The organism is Kosmotoga pacifica, from assembly GCF_001027025.1.
Classification (GTDB): domain Bacteria; phylum Thermotogota; class Thermotogae; order Petrotogales; family Kosmotogaceae; genus Kosmotoga_B; species Kosmotoga_B pacifica.
On the sequence record NZ_CP011232.1, the window covers coordinates 141,021 to 160,814 of the forward strand.

At 44.2% G+C, this 19,794-nt stretch carries 15 protein-coding genes; 12 read left to right on the plus strand and 3 right to left on the minus strand.

What is annotated here, in order from left to right:
* Positions 1-28: 28 nt before the first annotated feature.
* The 9 genes from IX53_RS00745 (at position 29) to IX53_RS00785 (ending at position 9,987) form a co-directional block, all read left to right on the plus strand.
* Entirely contained in the window at positions 29-4,105 is a 4,077-nt protein-coding gene (locus IX53_RS00745; protein ID WP_047753724.1) for a phage tail tape measure protein, read from the plus strand.
* A gap of 5 nt (positions 4,106-4,110) precedes the next feature.
* The gene (locus tag IX53_RS00750; RefSeq protein ID WP_047753725.1) at positions 4,111-4,413 is read left to right on the plus strand and encodes a hypothetical protein; all 303 of its coding nucleotides are present in this window, start codon (positions 4,111-4,113) and stop codon (positions 4,411-4,413) included.
* A 2-nt stretch (positions 4,414-4,415) separates the two neighbouring features.
* The gene (locus tag IX53_RS00755) at positions 4,416-7,109 is read left to right on the plus strand and encodes a hypothetical protein (protein ID WP_047753726.1); all 2,694 of its coding nucleotides are present in this window, start codon (positions 4,416-4,418) and stop codon (positions 7,107-7,109) included.
* 12 nt (positions 7,110-7,121) lie between these two features.
* Positions 7,122-7,433, plus strand: coding sequence for a hypothetical protein (locus IX53_RS00760; RefSeq protein ID WP_047753727.1), 312 nt, complete (start codon positions 7,122-7,124; stop codon positions 7,431-7,433).
* 66 nt (positions 7,434-7,499) lie between these two features.
* Entirely contained in the window at positions 7,500-7,793 is a 294-nt protein-coding gene (locus IX53_RS00765; protein WP_047753728.1) for a hypothetical protein, read from the plus strand.
* 17 nt (positions 7,794-7,810) lie between these two features.
* Complete coding sequence (locus IX53_RS00770; protein WP_047753729.1) at positions 7,811-8,914, plus strand: metallophosphoesterase family protein; 1,104 nt, start codon at positions 7,811-7,813, stop codon at positions 8,912-8,914.
* A gap of 2 nt (positions 8,915-8,916) precedes the next feature.
* Positions 8,917-9,222, plus strand: a complete 306-nt coding sequence (locus IX53_RS00775) for a hypothetical protein (protein WP_156173065.1) — start codon at positions 8,917-8,919, stop codon at positions 9,220-9,222.
* Positions 9,223-9,226: 4 nt separating this feature from the next.
* A complete protein-coding gene (locus IX53_RS00780; protein WP_047753731.1) occupies positions 9,227-9,658 on the plus strand; it encodes a lytic transglycosylase domain-containing protein in 432 nt (143 codons plus the stop codon).
* A 2-nt stretch (positions 9,659-9,660) separates the two neighbouring features.
* Positions 9,661-9,987: a hypothetical protein gene (locus tag IX53_RS00785; protein ID WP_047753732.1), complete on the plus strand. Its 327-nt coding sequence runs from the start codon at positions 9,661-9,663 to the stop codon at positions 9,985-9,987.
* Positions 9,988-10,765: 778 nt separating this feature from the next.
* On the opposite strand, the gene IX53_RS00790 is transcribed toward IX53_RS00785, so the two are convergent.
* Entirely contained in the window at positions 10,766-12,022 is a 1,257-nt protein-coding gene (locus IX53_RS00790; RefSeq protein WP_082128422.1) for a sensor domain-containing diguanylate cyclase, read from the minus strand.
* Between the two features lie 178 nt (positions 12,023-12,200).
* Between IX53_RS00790 and IX53_RS00795 the strand changes: the two genes are divergently transcribed.
* Positions 12,201-13,916, plus strand: coding sequence for a M3 family oligoendopeptidase (locus IX53_RS00795; protein ID WP_047753734.1), 1,716 nt, complete (start codon positions 12,201-12,203; stop codon positions 13,914-13,916).
* 102 nt (positions 13,917-14,018) lie between these two features.
* Positions 14,019-14,801 carry an SDR family NAD(P)-dependent oxidoreductase gene (locus IX53_RS00800; protein ID WP_047753735.1) on the plus strand — a complete coding sequence of 261 codons (783 nt, stop codon included), beginning with the start codon at positions 14,019-14,021 and terminating at the stop codon, positions 14,799-14,801.
* A gap of 6 nt (positions 14,802-14,807) precedes the next feature.
* Here the strand turns inward: IX53_RS00800 and IX53_RS00805 are convergent, their stop codons facing one another.
* On the minus strand, positions 14,808-15,455 hold the full coding sequence (locus IX53_RS00805) for an RNase H family protein (RefSeq protein ID WP_053001079.1): 648 nt from the start codon (positions 15,453-15,455) through the stop codon (positions 14,808-14,810).
* 259 nt (positions 15,456-15,714) lie between these two features.
* Between IX53_RS00805 and IX53_RS00810 the strand changes: the two genes are divergently transcribed.
* Positions 15,715-16,212: a hypothetical protein gene (locus tag IX53_RS00810; RefSeq protein WP_047753736.1), complete on the plus strand. Its 498-nt coding sequence runs from the start codon at positions 15,715-15,717 to the stop codon at positions 16,210-16,212.
* Positions 16,213-16,266: 54 nt separating this feature from the next.
* Here the strand turns inward: IX53_RS00810 and nifJ are convergent, their stop codons facing one another.
* Positions 16,267-19,794: a pyruvate:ferredoxin (flavodoxin) oxidoreductase gene (gene nifJ, locus IX53_RS00815; RefSeq protein WP_047753737.1), complete on the minus strand. Its 3,528-nt coding sequence runs from the start codon at positions 19,792-19,794 to the stop codon at positions 16,267-16,269.

Genomic DNA, 19,794 nt, shown 5'->3' on the forward strand with positions numbered 1-19,794 from the left:
TGACCCCGCTTTTTTTGAGGTGATGCGAATGGCACTACCGGCTTTAGAAGCGAAAGTCAAACTGAATATGAAAGAGTTCGATTCCGGTCTAAAGAAAATGCAACAGAGCTGGAAATCACTCATGGACGATATGGCTAAACTCGGGGCTGCGGGCGGTGCAGCTTTTGCCGGTATGACATACGGGCTCAAGAAAGCCACCGAAGCATGGGCAGTACAGGAAACCGCCACGAAAAAACTTGAGATAGCCATTAATCGTTTTGCAAATGCTGATAAAAATCTACTCAAGCAGCTGAAACAGACTGCTAATGAGCTACAAAACATGACCGGGGTCGGTAACGAAACTCTCGAAAGTATTTCAGCTCTAGGGCTTTCTTTGGGAATTAGCGGAGATAAGATAAAAGAAGCGACAGAAGCGGCTGTATTGCTGAATCAAGTCGTAGGAATGGACTTGGTTAGTGCAATGAAGAACCTCGCTAAAACTCAGGCGGGGCTAACTGGCGAACTTGGTGAAGCTCTTCCGTTCCTCCGCGAACTCACTCAAGAACAATTAAAGCAAGGTCAAGCGATTGACCTAATAACCGAACGTCTCGGTGGTTATTCTGAGTTACTCCAGAATACCACAGGAGTGCAATTAGCACGTTTTAACGCCGCACTTGGTGATATAGCTGAAGTAATTGGTAGCTTGTTTACACCTGAAGTTAAGAAAATAGCTGATCTCGTCTCGAACTTCTCCAACGCTTTGGCTAATCTTTCGCCTGAAAGTAAGAACACGATAAAGTCAATTATAAAACTCGGCATGTCCTTTGCGGGACTGTTGGCTATCTTTGGAACTCTTGCTTTGACATGGAAAGCTGTTTCGTTCGTTGTGACGACTGGCATCTCAATCATAACTAACCCCTGGACGTTGCTGATAGGTGCGATTGTAGCTGGTGCGGTAGTGATTATTTCAAAATGGGATGAGATAAGTGCGGCATGGAAAGCACTTGTGAGCACATGGCGTAAAAGTTCACCCGAATCACTTACTGCGGACTGGGAAAATTTCGTCAAGGCAATAAAAGAAGGGGATATAAAGGGCATTGCTATAAGTGCCCTGAAACTTACTTTTGATAGCATCAAATGGTTTTTGAACGAAGTAGAGCTGACAAAAGAAAATATCATTTCAATCCTTAATGCCGACAACTCCTGGACAGAAATGAAAGAAAAAGTAGCTGAAACATGGAAAGATGGGCATTATCTTGCAGCCGGTATAACTGCCATTGTTGGTTTTGCAATTGCCGCTGTGAAGTGGGTTTGGGAACAAACTAAGGAGGCCTTCACAGCCACACTTGCGATTGCTGAAGCTGAAAACTCCTGGGAAGAAACCAAAAAACAAGTATCCGAACAATGGCAAGAAGGCGATTATCTCGCGGCTGGCATAACCGCCACAGTGGGTTTTGTCATCAGTGCTGTCAAATGGTTATGGGATAACATAAAGGGCGGAGTTGTTACAGCTGCGGAATTAATAAGCGATGCCAATACTACCTGGGATGATATTGTGAAAGCGGTAAAAGAAGAATGGAGTGAAGGGAATTATCTCGCGGCTGGCATCATCGCTACTGCTGCTGGGATTGTAGAAGGCTTTGAGTGGTTCTGGGAAGAGCTAAAAACAGCCATAACAGCCACAAAAATAATAGCTGAAGCTGATAATTCTTGGGCCACAACAAAGAAAGAAGTATCTAAGCTTTGGGGTGAAGATCATTATCTTGCTGCGGGTATAACCGCTGTTGTTGGTGCTGTAATATCAGGCATCAAGTGGGTTTTGGATACAACGCTTGATATAGCTAACTCTCTAAAAGAATGGTATGCCAATTCAGAACTAAAGAAGAAAGTTGATGAATTTAAGAAAAACTTTTCAGAAAAGCCTTTTGGCTTAGATACGGTGAAAGCCGGATTAAGCGTTACACTCGAATTTTTCACGGACATAACCGGTGGACTCGCTGAAGGCCTGAAGAAAACGAATGAAGCAATTTCAGCAGTTCGTGAAAGACTCCGTAAAGCAACTGAAGAAGCAACTAAAAAAAGCGAGAAGGTTGACTTTTTCACCATTTTCAGTGCAACAATCGAAGAACAAGATGAATCCATAAAACAACTTGCGGAACTTGGAAAGAACATGGCCGCAATTGTAGGTGAATCCTTCAAAATTTCCTTCAATGTTCTAGGACTTATAAAAGATGCCATAAGCTATGCCATTACACAGTTAACAGGTAGTGAAACAGCTGGGGAAGTTGCCGGATATATTCCGCTAGTATTTGCGGCCACTTGGGCAGCTAATACACTTACAACGTTTGCAAATTCGATTGTCAATGCACTCAAAGGCATTGGATTTATGCAAGGAGCCGCAAAAGGGCTTGCTGTCGGTGCTTGGATTCTTGGAGCTGCTCTCGCTTTTGATGTTATCAGCAAAGTTGCTAACGGGGAAAAATCACTTAGCGATGCCATAAAGGAAGTTCTAACGGCCGCTGCTGTTGCCGCTGGAATTGGCATTATCACAAAAAGCGGTGCAGCTGCTGGTCTTGCATTCTCGGTAGCTTTATATATCATTCCCAAACTCTTTGAAAAAGATTATGAGAAACAGCTTGCAGACCTCAATATTGCTAATGTTGGTCTTACTCAAGCCCTCGGTAAACCAGCAGAAGATCTCGGCACTTATTTTGCGCTGGTAAAAGCCAATTCTGAACAAGTGTACGATTCTCTGAAACCGTTACTAAAGGACTTTGAAAAACTATCACCTGAAGCTCAAGCATATGTCCAAAAAACGCTTGAATGGTATCAGAATATACAAAACCTACTTAAAGAGTTCGATGCTATTAACTCAGATATGACGCTCAGCGAAGATATAGCACTTGCAAAGTTGAATCAGATAGCAGAAAAGTTAAAGGAGCTCAAAGGTCTCGCTGTTGTGACGGTCGATATTGTAACTGGTGGGCTTCCACCCCATCAAAGCGGTGGTTATACAGCCCCTGTTGATCCAAATCAAGTCGCTGGTGTCGTACATGGTGGCGAGTGGGTAGCTCCTGCATGGTTAGTCAAACGCTATCCAGGACTTATCGCCATGCTTGAAGGCATCAGGCAGCGCGGTTACAAGTCTGGTGGTTATGTAGTTCCAGGCTTCGGGCCGAAAAATGAAAGCTACTCTATACTTGACGAAGATACCACGAGCATGCTTGATAAGACCCTCAACCTTCTAATAAGCGCCATAGATACCTTAACGCCTGTAATTGAAACTATGTCAGATGGTATGCTATCGGTCGTTTCTATGCTTGAAAACCTCGTAGCTGACAACCCACAGGCAAGTAACCTCCTGGAAGTTCTCAAAGGACAGATAGAGTCTTCAAAAGAAGGTCTTAGCGGTCTTGCAGCAGCACTTGAGGAACTTAAACAACAGCTTCGAAATAGTCAAACGTCCGACACTTCAGACACAGAAACACCTCCAGAAGAGAAAACCTGGTGGGACAAGCTGGTCGGAAACCTCAAGCTCTTCGCTTCCGAAGTTGAAACCACTTATAAGACATTCAAGGAAAACAAATTTTCCGATGCTATTAAAGCAGTTATCGAGAGAATTTCTGGAACAGGTGAATCAATGTCCGGGGTTTCGATGGTTATGAGCGCTCTTGGTACTGTCGTCGGTGGTGTTGTCGGATACTTTGACAGGATGTTAGGCCTTAGCCAAGCATTCATGGAAGGTTTCTTGAAACCGCTTCAACCCGTCTTAGAAAAACTCAGGCGACCTTTCGAGATTCTTGGCGAGCTTCTCGGAAATGTTCTTGTGCCGATTTTAGAGGTTCTTGTGCCAATATTCGAGGGTATCGTGAAAGTGTTCGCAGGGATTTACAACTTCCTCTTTGGCTGGCTATTCGGAAAAATAGACATCGAGCCAAAACTAAACTACGAAGAGGAAGAAACCGGGGTCGTAACCAAAACATACTCCGCAGGTGTCACAGGCTCAGTCACGAATAACATCACAATCCAGATAGACACCTACGGTTTGACTGATCCCGAAGGCATCAAGAAACTCTGGGAACTGCTACAAGGCTATGCCGGTGACCTCGAACTAGCGAGAGGGTGATGTGAATGCAGATAGGGGCTTTAACACTAACCGCAACGGACGTAAAAGATGGATACATAGAGATTAAGACCCAAAAACGAATGGCTGACGGCACACTGAAAGTCAACTATATAGCCAAAAAGAAGACCCTCGATGTCACCGCTGTGATAAATGAAACAGATAAAGCTACATTAGATGGTTACATCGGCACGTCCCAGACAGTCACATACCGCTCTACTAGCTGGACAATGTACGTCCCGGCACCTTCGTATTCACGAATCCCAGGGACTTCGCTGTACAACGTCTCAATACACCTTGAGGAGGTGTAATCATGCCTCTTACGATTACTTCGGCAGCTCAAACACACTTAGAAGGCGACATCACAAATGTATCCCCAAAGATAGAGGTTCTCTGGGATGGGATCAACTGGACGGATGAAACAGCATACTTGAAGGACGTAAACGTGAACAAATCTCTTGAAGGCGAGAATTTCGGAGCGGTTGCAAACACATTTAATGCCATCTTGGACAACTCGACCGGTCGTTTCTCGTGGCCGGTTCAGGCTACCAGAACACCGAAAAAGAAAGTCAGAATTTACGCAGATATAAATGGCGAAACGGTTCTGGTTCTAACAGGCGTGATAGATACCATTAATCAGCGTTCTGATGGTACGGTTCTAATAAAAGGGCGGGATTTGACAGCCTTGGCCATAGACACTCCCGCCCCTTTGAAGACTTATCAAAACCAGTCGCCTGAGGCTATTATCGCTGATCTGTGGTTCTACGCCACGGGCTATTCTATTCAGGCAGCCGCTACCGGTATAATCTTTGAAATGACAAAATTCACGAACGCTACCAGCGCCTGGGATGCCATATCTAAGATATGCAAACAAACAGCTGGAAGAGTCAACGTTCTGCCGGACGGGACGCTGAAATATGAGTCTCTCATAGGAAAAAACTATACTCCAAAAACTGTCGCGGATTGGACAGCAACAACGGATAAATTCGTTAACCCCGACGAAAGTCTTTCGACAAAGAATATCAAGAACGCTATTCTAGTCGAGTTCAAAAACAAACAGATAGACTCCCAAAAACCGGTGTTCATGCTTCTGGCAGACCCGGAAGGAAATAGTGTACAGCAAGAAGATGATGACAGGCTCATAAACTGGAACGTTGGGGAGATTCTTTCAGAACACCACAGGGCACCAGCTGACGGGGTTATCTACCTCAAACGTGGTAACGTAGCTTCTATAACCTCTGTCATGAACGACACCCAACAAACCGACATAACTTCATATGCCACAATCTCAGACGCTGCTACCGGGAAGATAACCCTATCTGGCGGGTTTGTCGAAGGTGATGATATCCGCTTTAAGTATAAGGTTTCAAGTCTGACTCTGGCGATAAACTACGAATACACACCCGCTGAAGGCTGGACATTCGAGGGCGAAGTCGCTAACCCTACTCTTCAGACAGAGTTCGCTTCCGGGAGTGCGAATATAACGCTTGACACCAACCCCGATCCGCTTCTCTATCCCGACGCTGATGCTGTCATAACCATCGACACAATAAGTGCCGATGCCGTTCTTTCCAAACTCTGGATAGTCGGCGATATAGCAGTTTCGAGGGTTGAGAAGTTTAAGAAATTCGATAATACCTCGATACAGACATACGGACGCCGTGAACTGTCGTTGCAAATGGAAGGCATCTCAATTGACGATGCTAGGAAAGTGGCTCAGTTTCTGCTCGACAAGTACAAGAATCCTATCAGTACGATGACCGTCGAGATAACGCCACATCCCGAGCTAGACGTCATGGACGTTATAGAGATTCAGGACACTATCCATACGAACGTAAGCCAAAAGTATGAGATAACCTCTGTAACCCTTTCACTTGGGGTTGATACCGCTAAATGTTCTGTTCAGCTAAGACAGTACGATTCAACAACCTGGACATACACAGATAATGGAATAACAGTTACTACGACGGGGTCACCCGTGAAAATGCCTCTTGTGATTGATGCACACCAGCAAACAACCGCACCTTCAGCACCTACTGGTGTTTCGGTTATTCAAGGGAAAAGTGTTGTAGTTGTCAGTTGGAATAAAGTTCCAGGTAATGTCGCATACTACCAAGTTGAGCGAGACGATGGCGGTGGTTTCGTTCAAATAGGCATCACGCAGGGAACACAGTTTGTTGATAGCAACGTCCAATACGATACTACATACACATACCGGGTTAAAGCTGTTGACTATGCTGGAAACGTTTCTTCCCCCTCAACAATCGCGAGTGGATCTCCTCAGCGTAACGGCTTTGATGACATGGAAATTGCACTGGTACTTAGGGTCGGGCAGTCTATTTCAGTGGGTTCGATACTCAAATTAGGATACGGTGTTCTCTCCGACGGAGGAGACGGTATCCTTGTAAATGGAGCGAACATAGAGGTTATTGGTCAAATAGACACTGATTACCTCGATCTACAAAAAGCTGTCACAGTAAAACCGGGAACTTTTATTGAGGTTGATAATGCTGATTCGCTCTTTCCGTCATCGATTACGATATACAACACTTATGTGGTAGAAAAAACTATTAACTTTATTGTTCCCGTCAGTGTTTCAACTCCCAAAGGGACAAAAAACTATTATAAGTATCCTCTGTTTAAGCTTAGTTACGCTTGGAATGTTGATTATGGAGATTTCGGCGGAGGCTATCCTGGTTATGCTCACGGTGGAGACTTAACCTTTGAGATTATCGTCGATGGAGAAACTGTGTTCTCAGAAGCCCAAACAGATGTATGGTTTAGGTACTACCAGAACGGGAACTCTCAAGAGTTAGATTTCTACCAGCTTTTATTGAATAAAGGGCTCAAGCCGAGAGAGAACCTTCCGATAACCTTCAAACTAACGATCGATGACTATAAGAAAGATACCTTTGCACTCGACACAGTTAGCAGTGGAACTGGTGGACACTTCCCTTATTTGACTGTTAGCGCATGGGACGTTTACCCGACTCTACCTGTTTTGTGAGGAGGCGAAAAAATGAGAAAGTTAATCTTTCTTTTATTGCTTCTGCTGATTGTAGGAGGTTGCTTGAGAATCCCAGAGTATGTCTCGAACCTCGAATGGAGTAGAGAAGGTTTGAGCTGGCAATCTGAAAAAGTGCTGGCTTCATGGAAAGTAGAACTTCTACAAAACAACAAGATAATAGCAAGTGTTGAAACAACGGAAACACATGTATCTTGGAGCATTGAACCAGGGATTTACGTGCTATTCATTGATGGCTGGAATAATGAACCGGATGGTAATTGGCAGTATCGGAATTATTATCAAGGAATTATCGTTGTGAAGTAAAAACACGAAATAAGTTAAAGAGCCGCCCTTCGGGGCGGTTTTTTCATGCCGAAAGGAGGCTTGAGCATGTTTGGACAAGACAAAATTCTCCACTTCATTCTCGGTTTCATGATTGCCACTATCGTCGGCATTCTCATTGGAAGTTCGAGTATTGGAGGGCTTGTTGGAATAGGAGCTGGAGCTGCGAAGGAGGCATGGGACGCAATGGGTCATGGGGTGCCAGAAGAAGGCGACTACGTTGCCACGGAAATTGGAGCCGTACTCGGAACTCTTGTAGCGGAGAAAGTTATCGAAGAAAGCAACGGACGAAGTTGGTGGTTTACAGACATATTTAAGCACGAAAGATTTTGGGATCGTTAGTGGAAGGAGGGCAGTTCGTGGAATGGAGTGAATATGAGATAGGAAAAGCAATTCAATTGCGACAAAAGGGGCTCACCTATCTTCAAATAAGCAATGAGTTCATGAAAGACTCCAAATGCCAGAACAGAACTCGTGAAGCTATACGGATGTTTTTCCGGGTTAAATATCCAAAGATGATAAAGGGAAACATCACCCAACCCGCAGCTCCCAAATCCTCTCGAATCCTTGAATTCTTGAAACGCTACAAAAGCATCTCGCTCTTTGAACTTGCGGATCTGGTCGATATGTCCCCAAAACGCACACGAGCTGAGGTTGAAAAGCTGATCGAAGAAGGAAAGAAAATAAAGCTCCTGGAAGACGGAAGAATTGAGTTCATGCCACCTGAAAGCGGAACTCTCTTAAAACTCGAGCCGGAAGAACAAGAAAGAATAAAATTCGCTTTCATAGCGGATACACACATTGGATCGAAATATCAGCAGATATCTGCTCTCAGAGACTTTTACGAACAATGCGCTCGAAGAGGAGTGCGAAAAGTATTCCATGGTGGTGACTGGACAGCCGGGAAAGGGATTTACCGCGGACAGGAATACGACCTGTTTTTGCATAGCCTGAAAGAGCAGCGAGAATACCTGATAGAAAACTACCCTCAAGTAGATGAAATCGAAACAATAGGCATTCGAGGGAATCATGATGAAGCTTGGACTGTTCTTGTAGGCGACAGCATTATGGATCTTGTTGCTGCAAAAAGGCCAGACATTCGAGTCATTGGAGAGTACCAAGCATTTGTAGATTGGGCAGGGTTCCGATTCTCCCTCCACCACCCCGACGGTGGGCAGGCATATGCTATCTCGTACAAACTCCAAAAGCTCGTAGAGTCGTTTACGGCAGAAAACCTGCCAGATTTCGTGAGTATGGGGCACTTTCACCAGAAAGAGTACGTGACGATCCGAAATGTTGAATGTTTCCAGCCCGGTTGTTTTGAAGCCCAAACTCCTTATGAAATAAGAAAAAACCTCCACCCAGTCATTGGAGGCTGGGTTGTGGAGGCTGTACGAATGAAAAAGGGTATTCGTATTATAGCAGAATTCATAAAATACACACCCAAAGAGAAAGACTGGTGATCATGATGCAGAAAATCCACAATGCTGAAGAATGCTACTTTCTCTTGCAAAAAGACGATTTCAAAAAAGAAATCCTTGATGAAGTCAAGAATATGAACGAAACACAAAGCAAAGAAATAGACAAAAAGATAGACGAGCTCAAAGAGCACCTCGACAACGGTTGGAAAAAGGACTTGATAGACAAGCTCACAGATGCCTTGCTGGGGATAAAAAAGACAAAGTGGCAGATTATCAGCGAGATAGTTAAATGGGCCGTTGGCTCAGCCGCTTCCGGAGGGTTGATCTACTATATCCTCACAAGAAGGTGATCACATGGTCAGACAAGACCAGATTCGCGAATGGGTTCAGAAGGTAATTGTAAAGCCACAACCCGATGCTGACCTCATGATTGCCATTGCCACGGTAGAAAGTTCGCTGAACCCTGTCGCATACAACGAGCGAACCAAAGCCGCAGGACTGTTTCAACTGACTCCTATCTGTCTGAAAGATCTCCGGGAAAGGTTTGCTCTTCCGACTGATCCTTTCGATCCCAAGCAGGCTGCAAAAAGCGCGACCGTGTATGTTTCTTGGCTCATGAAGCAGTTTCCAGAAGACCTTACTCTTGTTCTTGCCTCCTGGAACTGGAGAATTGAAAACGTTCGCAAATGGCTCAAAGGGGAAAAAGAACTTCCTGAAGAGACCCGGAATTTTGTGCATCGGGTTCTATCTGAATGGGAAAAACTAAAAAAAGAGAAGGAGGAATAAGTATGCTCGAGGAAATTCTCGAAAAGGCTTTTGCAGTATTGGACCTTTTGTTTGGAAAGTTTGAATGGTGGAACGTTTTTAAAGAAGGGATCGGAACGGCCGTATTTGCAGTAGAAGCGTCGTTTGAATTGTCACAGGATGAAAAAGCAAAGAAAAAGTCCGAAGCAATTTTAGCAGTGAAAAAGTTTTTGGAAAATCACGGCATTGTGATCAAGATTCCAGATTGGCTTTTCACTTTCATCACTAGTCTTGCAATTGATGCCCTTGTAGGTTGGTTGAACCATGCCTTTGGACATGAATGGTTGAAGAAAATCCCCTCCGTTTCATAATGCAAAAGCAGATTGACCTCCCTATTATTCCCCCTCTAGCTATGGCTGGAGGGGCTTTTCGGAATAACCCCAGACTTCCCGGAAAACATTTGCTGCCCCGTGGGGCTGCCAAGAAGACCCTTCAAAAGAAGGGTCTTATTTATTTGTTGTAGGTTGTGGGTTGTTGGTTGTTGGTGAAAATCGAGAACCAAGAACCGAGAGAACGCAAAGGGTCTGTGATATGCTGACTTCGTCAGGATATGCACGCTTTGCGTGGATTGCGTGCTTTCAGCACGGATATGCGGTTCAATAAACCGGTTTATAACAAAGTTCTTTCCGCCGATGGCGCAAATCCGATCCGTTCTGTGGATCGCATATCCACAAAAAGCCGTTTGCCGTTGTCCGTTTTTCGTTATCCGATGAGAGCCTTTTCTTGGAAAGGACGGGTTTGGGGTCTGGGGTCTAGGGTATGGAGAAAAACAGAGATCCGAGAGTCGAGAATCCGAGAGGGCAAGAGAACACAAAGGACGCGTGATATGCTGACTTCGTGAAGAGCCGTTTACCGTTGTCCGTTTTCCGTTGACTGATAAGAGCTTCAGCTTCTGCAAGCGTCGCTCTACCAACTGACAGTCTCCGCAAGCGTTCTGTTTTTCTCGAATCTCGGTTCTCGGATTCTCGGTTTTTTCGCACAACCAACAACCCACAACCTACAACGGTTTTTATTGCTGCGCAGCGGCTCTCTCGGCTCTCGGTTCTCGATTATCACCTACAACCTACAGCCCACAACCTACAACCACATTCACCGTGAACTGTTCTGCTTATTCTGATACATTCTTTTGTCCGAAATTTTTATCAATTCGTCTATACTTTTCCCTTCATGTGGATAAACGGCTATTCCAATGCTCAGATTAATAGTGAGCTCAATTTTATCGATATTTACAGGGAGTTTGAACTTTTCCTGTATCCTGTCCGCAAAAGCTCTAGCTCCCTTTTCATCAGTTTCGGGTAGTGCAATCACAAACTCGTCACCACCATGCCTCGCGAATATATCACTTTCACGGAGCACAGAGTTGACTTTTTCACAAAATTTTTCAAGCACATTATCTCCAAATGTGTGACCGTGAATATCATTCAACATCTTGAAATCATCGATATCTATGTATATCACAGCGAAATGCTTATCATAACGTTTTGAAAGCTTCAAAATATTCTCGACTCTTTTGAAGAATCCCAGACGATTCAATATTCCAGTTAATGGATCATGTTCTGATGCCTGACGTAGCTTCTCTTCCATGAATTTACGTTCAGTGATATCTTCAATGATGCCAATACCACCAATAACGGATTTTCCATCTGTTGAGGTAATGGGAGATAATAAACCCTGTACTATTATCACCTTATTTGAGGTAACGGGATAGTATTCGCCCTCATAAACCATTGGCTTGCCATTGATTGTTTCACGAACTATGGCAGTAATTTTTTTATCAACTAAGTTAAGTATATTCAATCCTATAAGCTTTCCATAAGATGATCCGATAATTTTCACAAATGAGTTGTTACATTCGGTAATTACTCCATCACTGTTGAAGTGGAAAATGCCAACGGGAGAATTTTCGAATATTAAACGATATTTCTCTTCGTTCCTGAGGACTCTTTCGTTTAATTCGTTCTCCTTGGAATAAAAAAGGATTATTCCCCACACAAATAAACTCAACCCGACGAGTATGCATATGAAGTCGAGATATGTCGTCAAAAAAATTGGTTCTTTTGTAAACTCGTCCAGGAGGTCAATTGCATTTCCATAACAAAACACAGCCCATCCAATTGAAAGAAGTGTAGAACGAATTTTGATTATAAACCAGAGAACCAGAAATGAAACAGCGAGTACTGCCGATTCATGTATGGTGTCAATGATTTCAAAAGAAGAAGTACCTGGTAAGGCGATCAACCATACTAAAGTAGTGACACCAGTTACCAGTATCCAACCCCCAAAAATAAGTGTCCCCTTTTTGAAATGAAAGCGCATTGCTAATTCTCTAATGTATATGTTATTCATACTTCTTTTATAGCATATAAGATAGACGGAATTTATGAATATTGAATACAATGAGAAGATAAAAGGAGGCAATTAAATTGAAAGTTTTAAAAGCATCAGAGTATAAATTGCTCAAGAAAAATTTTGCTATTTGTTCGATAAGCTAACTAAGTTGTATAATGAGAATGGAGGTGAAACAATGGCAGAAGAGGTCATAAAGAAACAGCCAAGGAAATATTTCCCCGAAGAACTTGACTTTTCGGTGTGGGAAAATGTTGAAGCTGAACTGAAGACGTTGAAAGCTTTTGAAATTAGCTCACCAGAAGATCTTGAGGAATTTCTCGAGCGTTTCAGCGAACTCTACATGATCCTTCAAGAACAGTTGGCGTGGAGATATATACGCATGACCTGCAAAGCCGATGATGAACAATTGAGGAAAGAATACTCTAACTTCTATGCCAACGTCTTTTCCAAGGCAGAACCCTATCGAATAGAACTCATGAAAAAGTACTATGAAAGTCCTCATAAAGCCCGGCTGGATAGGAATAGATACGCTCACCTGGATAAGCTTGTGTCCAATCGCATAGAGTTGTTCAGAGAAGAGAATTTACCTCTTGAGATAAAGGAAAAAGAATTGTCTTCAAAATATGGCTCAATCATAGGCTCATTGACGGTGAGTTACAGGGGAAAAGAATATACACTGATGCAGCTGTCCAAGTTTCAACAGGACCCTGACAGGAGCGTGAGAGAGGAAACATGGAAGCTCATGATGAATAAACTAAGTACGGTGAGAGATACACTGGAAGAGCTGTTCGATGAATTAAAAGCTATCAGGATACCCCAGGCGAAGAATGCCGGTTTCGACAATTACCGTGACTACATGCACAAAAAAAAGAATAGGTTTGCTTATTCTGTGGAAGATGTTCTTCAATTCCACGACTCGGTTGAGAAGGTAGTCGTTCCTTTCATCAAAGAGCTTAATGAAAAAAAGAGAAAAAAACTCGGTGTGGATTCACTTCGCCCCTGGGATACAGCAGTTGAACCTTCGGGCAGAGTTTTGAAGCCTTTTGAGAGTATAGATGAATTCGTTGAAAAAGCCATAACGATACTATCAAAGGTCGATCCGGATTTTGGCAAAAACCTGCGAAAAATGAAGAACACAGGTTTACTCGACCTTGAAAATAGAAAGGGAAAGGCTCCGGGTGGATACAACTATCCACTTGACGAAACAGGAGCACCTTTCATCTTTATGAATGCTACCGGTGTTCCGGAAAACGTGCGGACGATTCTTCACGAATCTGGCCACGCTATGCATTCTTTTGCCACGGACAAAGAGAGATTGCTCCTTTATAAACATACTCCACATGAAGCAGCAGAGCTTGCTTCCATGTCGATGGAGTTATTGACCCTGGACCATCTTAACGAATACTATCCTGATGACGAAGAGCTAAAACTCGCCATGCGCAAAGAGCTGGTTGGAACCATTTCCTTTCTGCCTTGGTGCATGACGGTAGATGCTTTTCAGCAATGGATTTATACAAATCCGGAACACTCTCCTGAAGAACGTGACGAATACTTCGCATCACTCCTCGACAGATTTAACACGGGTATAGATTGGTCCGAACTGGAAAGAGAGAAGCGCATTCGCTGGCTTCTCCAGCCGCACATCATGACATCACCCTTTTATTATATTGAATATGGCATTGCACAGTTGGGAGCAATAGCCATCTATCGAAATTACAGACTCAACGGTCAGAAAGCCATTGAACAGTACAAACACTTTTTGAGCCTCGGACATTCCAGACCACTCGATGAACTCTATGAGGCAGCCGGTATCAAGTTCGATTTCAGCGAGGAATATATCACAGAGCTGGTGGAGTTCATAAAAGAGGAACTTGATAAGCTCGATGATTAGTACTGTCACGGTATCAAATACAAATAGGCCCTGCAGGGCCTATTTTTTGAAAAATCAAATACGCTTTTCCTAAAATACAGAGAAGCTAAAGGAGTGGTTTGGATGAAAGCCCTGATAACTGGAGCATCATCAGGTCTGGGAAAATCATTCGCCTATGAATTGGCTAAGAGAGGGTATAATCTTGTAATTGTTGCCAGGAGAAAGGAACGTCTCGATAAACTAGCCATGGACCTTTCCACACTTTATGGAATAGAGGTTGAATCCTTTCAAACAGATCTTACTGATTTCAATGACTTACAAACCCTTGTTGACACCCATTCAGATGTTGATTTACTGGTAAACAATGCAGGTTTTGGTGTCATTGGTTCATTTATAGATACTGACATGGAACGTGAGCTGAAGATGATAGATCTTAATGTGAAAGTCCTCTACTATCTTACAAAAGCATATGCAAAAACGATGGCAGGAAAGAAAGGAACTGGGATAATAAATGTAGCCTCAACCGCCTCTTACCAGCCTGTACCAGGGTTTGCAACTTATGCAGCCACTAAAGCTTTCGTGTTGAATCTTACAGAAGCTATAAGTTTTGAACTTGACGGAAAGGTCAGAATAATGACTCTTTGTCCAGGGGCAACAAAAACGAAATTCTTTGAAACGGCTGGCGCTACCGCCATAAAAATCAGGACAATGTCCCCGGAAGATGTTGTAGTTAGAGCACTAAAAGCCTTTGAAAGAGGCAAGAAAACATACATCCCCGGAATAAGCAACAAAGCGATGGTGTTCTTCCAAAGATTTGTGAGTAGAAGAATTGTCATAAAATCCGCCGCAAAGTTGTTCTTAAACGAAAGAAAGGACTCATACAAACTGGCGAAGGAAGAAGAGTAACGAACTTCAATGAGCATCCAGAGCCCCGCGGGCGAGCTTATCTGCTACTTCATTGTAAGTGCTGCCCGAATGGGCTTTTTCTTTCACCCAGGTTATTCTTAATGAACGCTCAATCTTTTGGATTTTTTCTGTATACCATTGTGTAAGGGAATTTTTCGCTTTCCACAATCCCCTAGCCCATTTTTCAAGACCTTCGTAGTCATAATGAACGAATACCTCATCTATCCTGCTTGTAATGCACCATTCAAGTCCCTTGATCACGCCCTTTATTTCGCCCGCGACGTTTCTCTGTCCACCACGAAGTTCGAAACATCCTGAGAATTCACCGATGACCCAACCGTCCTTCACTACAACCACTCCGTATGCGGCCCTGTTGTCCCTGTAGCTACCATCTACAAAGAGATGGCATCCAGAAAGGTCTTTACCGTTGAATTCTTCCCAGAGCTTCATGAGTTCAAATTTTAAATCCGCGGAGAAATTTTGAGGTATTACGAGTCTGTATTCGCCCTTTTTATTGCGGTAAATCGTGAATTTTCTTTTGTATTGCTTAAGCTCCAGGGTTAGCGAATACTCGCGTAACTCGATCCTCGAGATTTCATAGCCTTTCGAAACGTAAAAATCCCTTATCTTCTTCGCTTCTTTTTCAGGAAACATAATAGCTCCTTTGTAACTTTTTTGTTGCTCTACCGTTTTCACACTTATGAAACTGCCCTTCTAATTAAACATTCTACCATTGTTTCGCTGAAAGCTTGCATATATTTTGCATTAAACATATGTACTAAATTAATGATTAATATCGTTTTTGTCTCATGGTTTTTATCTCTCGTTTCATGGATTGTTCTTGTATATTTGTTTTCAAGATAAATTATTGATATAATGAAAATGAAAATGTTATCAAATGGGAGGTGTTATCATGAGGAAAGTCGTCTTTGTTTTAATGCTTTTAGGGCTTTCAACGGTATTTTTCGCTAGAGGATTATTCGTCGGAGTGGGTGGAGATTTTTATGGCGACTTCACTGTAAATCCTCCTGTTATCTCCAGTGCTGAAGTCTATGGACAGGTTGATCTTTCATTGTTCACGGTTCAGTTACCCGTTGGCTACTACGATTTTGCGACCGACGTATTCGAACAGTATGAACAACCTGATGTATTTCTGGGCATTAACCTGAAATTGCCTGTCTGGTTACTGTACCTCAGAGGGCAGGTAACCACTCCATTCAGCGTAATAAAGGACTACGTTAAGGGAAACATAAGTTTCGCTGATTGTTATTTCGCGACAAAGCTCGGAATCGGCACGAAACTCGCTTTCTTCTTCGTAGAAGCCGGGATGGATGCTGGCACATATGTAGCAGATATTGAATTATTCAATCCTTTTATGTTCCCGTATGTGATGTTTGGTTTGGCGTTCTGAAAACCAGTAAAATAAAAAAGGGGACGCAAGCGCGTCCCCTTTTTTATTTCATACTCAACCTTCGGCGAGTTTTTTGTATGTTTCATAACGTTCTTTTGCTTCAGCTTCAGCTTTAGCGAAGAGCTCCTCAGCAATTTCAGGGAATGTATTGAGCAATGAGGTGTATCTAACCTCTCCCATGAGGAACTCCCTGAAGGAAGCCTTCGGTTCTTTGGAGTCGAGGATGAAGGGATTTTTGCCCTGTTTTTTAAGTTCGGGGTTGTATCTATACAGGTGCCAGTAACCCGCTTCAACGGCCTGCTTTTCGCGGAACTGTGTCTTGCCCATACCAAGTTTTATGCCGTGGTTGATACAAGGTGAATAGGCAATTATCAATGACGGTCCCTTGTAGTTTTCGGCCTCGGTGAGGGCCTTCATGAACTGGTTCATGTTGGCTCCCATGGCAACCTGTGCAACGTAAACATAACCGTAAGCCATCGCCATTAAGCCAAGGTCTTTCTTCTTTGTTTTCTTACCAGAAGCTGCGAACTTGGCAACGGCTGCTGTGGGTGTCGCCTTCGAAGATTGGCCGCCAGTATTGGAGTAAACTTCGGTATCAAAAACGAGGATGTTCACATCTTCGTTCATCGAGAGGACATGATCGAGTCCACCATACCCTATGTCGTAAGCCCAACCATCTCCACCTACAATCCAGATGGATTTCTTGACGAGGAAGTCCTTGTTGTCCTTAATTTCAGAGAGTATCTCGTTGACTCTCGCGTCGCTGAAATTTTTGTCGAGGATTGGGATGATCTGTTTTGTTGCTTCTTTGGAAGCATTGGTATCGTTCATGCCATCGATCCATGCCTGGAACGGAGCCTTGACGTCTTCCGGCAGTTCAAAGGTGAGCAGCTCATTCATAAGGTCTGCGAGGCGCTCCCTGATATGCTTTACGGCAATGGCCATACCGAAGCCATATTCCGCATTGTCCTCAAAGAGGGAGTTTGCCCAGGCGGGTCCTTTTCCTTCGGCGTTCGTTGTAAAGGGTATCGACGGAGCAGAGGCTCCCCAGATAGAGGAACAGCCTGTTGCGTTGGCAATAATCATTCTGTCACCATAAAGTTGTGTCGCCACTTTAAGGTAAGGTGTCTCGCCACATCCAGCGCAGGCACCGGAGAATTCAAACAGAGGCTTGGCAAACTGGCTACCTTTGACTGTGGTGAGCGGCATGAGATCTTTCTTTTCGCTGATCGTTGCAGTGAATTCCCAGTTCTTAGCTTCATGAAGCTGAGTTTCAAGGGGTTTCATGACGAGAGCCTTCTGAGGGGCAGGACAGACATCAACACAGTTGCCACAACCGGTACAGTCGAGAACGCTGACCTGTATCCTGAACTGAAGGCCTTCGAATTTTTTGCCACCGATGGCTTTCTTCGTTGCAAAGCCTTCCGGCGCGCGAGCCATTTCTTCTTCGTTCAACAAGAATGGTCTTATAACAGCGTGTGGACACACAAAGGAACACTGGTTACACTGGATACAATTGTCAGGAATCCATTCAGGTACCTTAACAGCAATACTGCGTTTCTCGTAAGCGGCTGTGCCCAGAGGGAATGAACCATCTTCCCTGCCCTGGAACGTGCTGACCGGGAGGTCGTCGCCCTCCTGTCTGTTCATGGGTTCGAGGACCTTTTTAATGAATTCTGGTTTCTCTTTCTCTTCCGCTTTGACTTCGTCGGCGGCGTTCTTCCAGGACTCAGGAACATCTATTTTCACAAGGGAATTGATACCCCTGTCTATTGCTTCGTGGTTCATTCTGACTACATCTTCGCCTTTTTTACCGTAGGTCTTGACAACGGCATCTTTGAGAAGCTTGACCGCTTTATCGAGTTCCATGACATTGATGAGCTTGAAGAAAGCGGCTTGCATGATCATATTTATTCTGCCACCAAGACCTATTTCCATGGCGATCTTCGTAGCGTCAATGGTGTAGAACTGTATATCGTTTTCGGCGATGTAGCGCTTCATAGCTGCAGGCAGATTCTTTTCCAGTTCCTCGCCTTTCCAGCTTGTATTAAGCAGGAACGTGCCACCTTTCTTCAGTCCTTTTAGGAGGTCATACTGGTGGACATAGGACTGTTTGTGACAGGCGACAAAGTCCGCTTCATCTATGAGATATGTGGACTTGATAGGCTTCTTACCAAATCTGAGGTGAGAAACGGTAAGGCCACCTGATTTCTTGGAGTCGTATGCAAAATAACCCTGAGCGTAGTAGTCGGTGTTATCACCAATTATCTTTATGGCGTTTTTGTTCGCGCCGACAGTACCGTCAGAACCAAAGCCCCAGAATTTACAACGTATCGTTCCCTCAGGGGTCGTATTGATGCGTTCCTTTATCTCCAAAGACGTACCGGTCACGTCATCGACGATTCCAATTGTGAAATGATCCTTGGGATCTTCAGCTTTGAGGTTATCGAATACGGCCTTGATCTGGGATGGGGTCGTGTCTTTGGAACCGAGCCCGTACCTTCCGCCAACGATAAGCGGAGCATTTTCCCTGCCGTAGAAGAGGGACTTGACATCTTCATACAGGGGTTCGCCGAGAGCACCGGGTTCTTTCGTTCTATCGAGGACAGCAATTCTTTTAACTGTCTCTGGTAGGACTTCATAGAAGTGCTTCGCTGAGAATGGCCTGTAAAGGTGGACTTTGATTAATCCAACCTTTTCTCCCCTTTTAAGCAGATAGTCAATCGTCTCTTCTGCTGTTTCTGTGACAGAACCCATAGCAATAATGACATACTCAGCATCTGGTGCGCCGTAATAGTTGAAAGGCCTGTATTCTCTGCCGGTAAGTTTTGAGATTTCCTTCATGTATTCGGCGACTATATCTGGTACTTCATGATAGAACTTGTTGGCGGATTCTTTTGCCTGGAAGAAAATATCAGGGTTCTGGGCTGTACCTCTTATAACAGGGTGTTCGGGGTTCAATGCGTTTTTCCTGAAGGCTTTTACTGCTTCGAAATCGAGGAGTTTTTCAAGGTCTTCATAGTCCAGTACTTCTATCTTCTGTATCTCGTGGGATGTCCTGAATCCATCAAAGAAGTGCAGGAATGGTATCTTCGACTTGATGGCAGCAAGGTGCGCTACAGCGGCCAGGTCCATTACTTCCTGTACACTACCGGAAGCTAAAAGCGCGAAGCCAGTCTGTCTTGTGGCCATCACGTCTGAGTGATCGCCGAATATAGAGAGAGCGTGACCAGCAACGGCGCGGGCGCTGACGTGGAATACACCCGGAAGCAATTCCCCCGCAATTTTGTACATGTTAGGGATCATGAGCAACAGTCCCTGAGAGGCAGTGAAGGTAGTTGTGAGAGCACCAGCTGCCAGTGAACCGTGTACAGCGCCGGCTGCACCTCCTTCTGACTGCATTTCTACGACTTTAACAGTCTGCCCAAAAAGGTTTTTCTTCCCGTTCGCAGCCCAGGCGTCAACGAGTTCAGCCATGGGTGAGGACGGAGTGATAGGGAAGATGGCTGCCACATCGGTGAACGCATAGGCTACATGAGCAGCAGCAGTATTCCCGTCCATACTCTGCATGCGTTTTGCCAT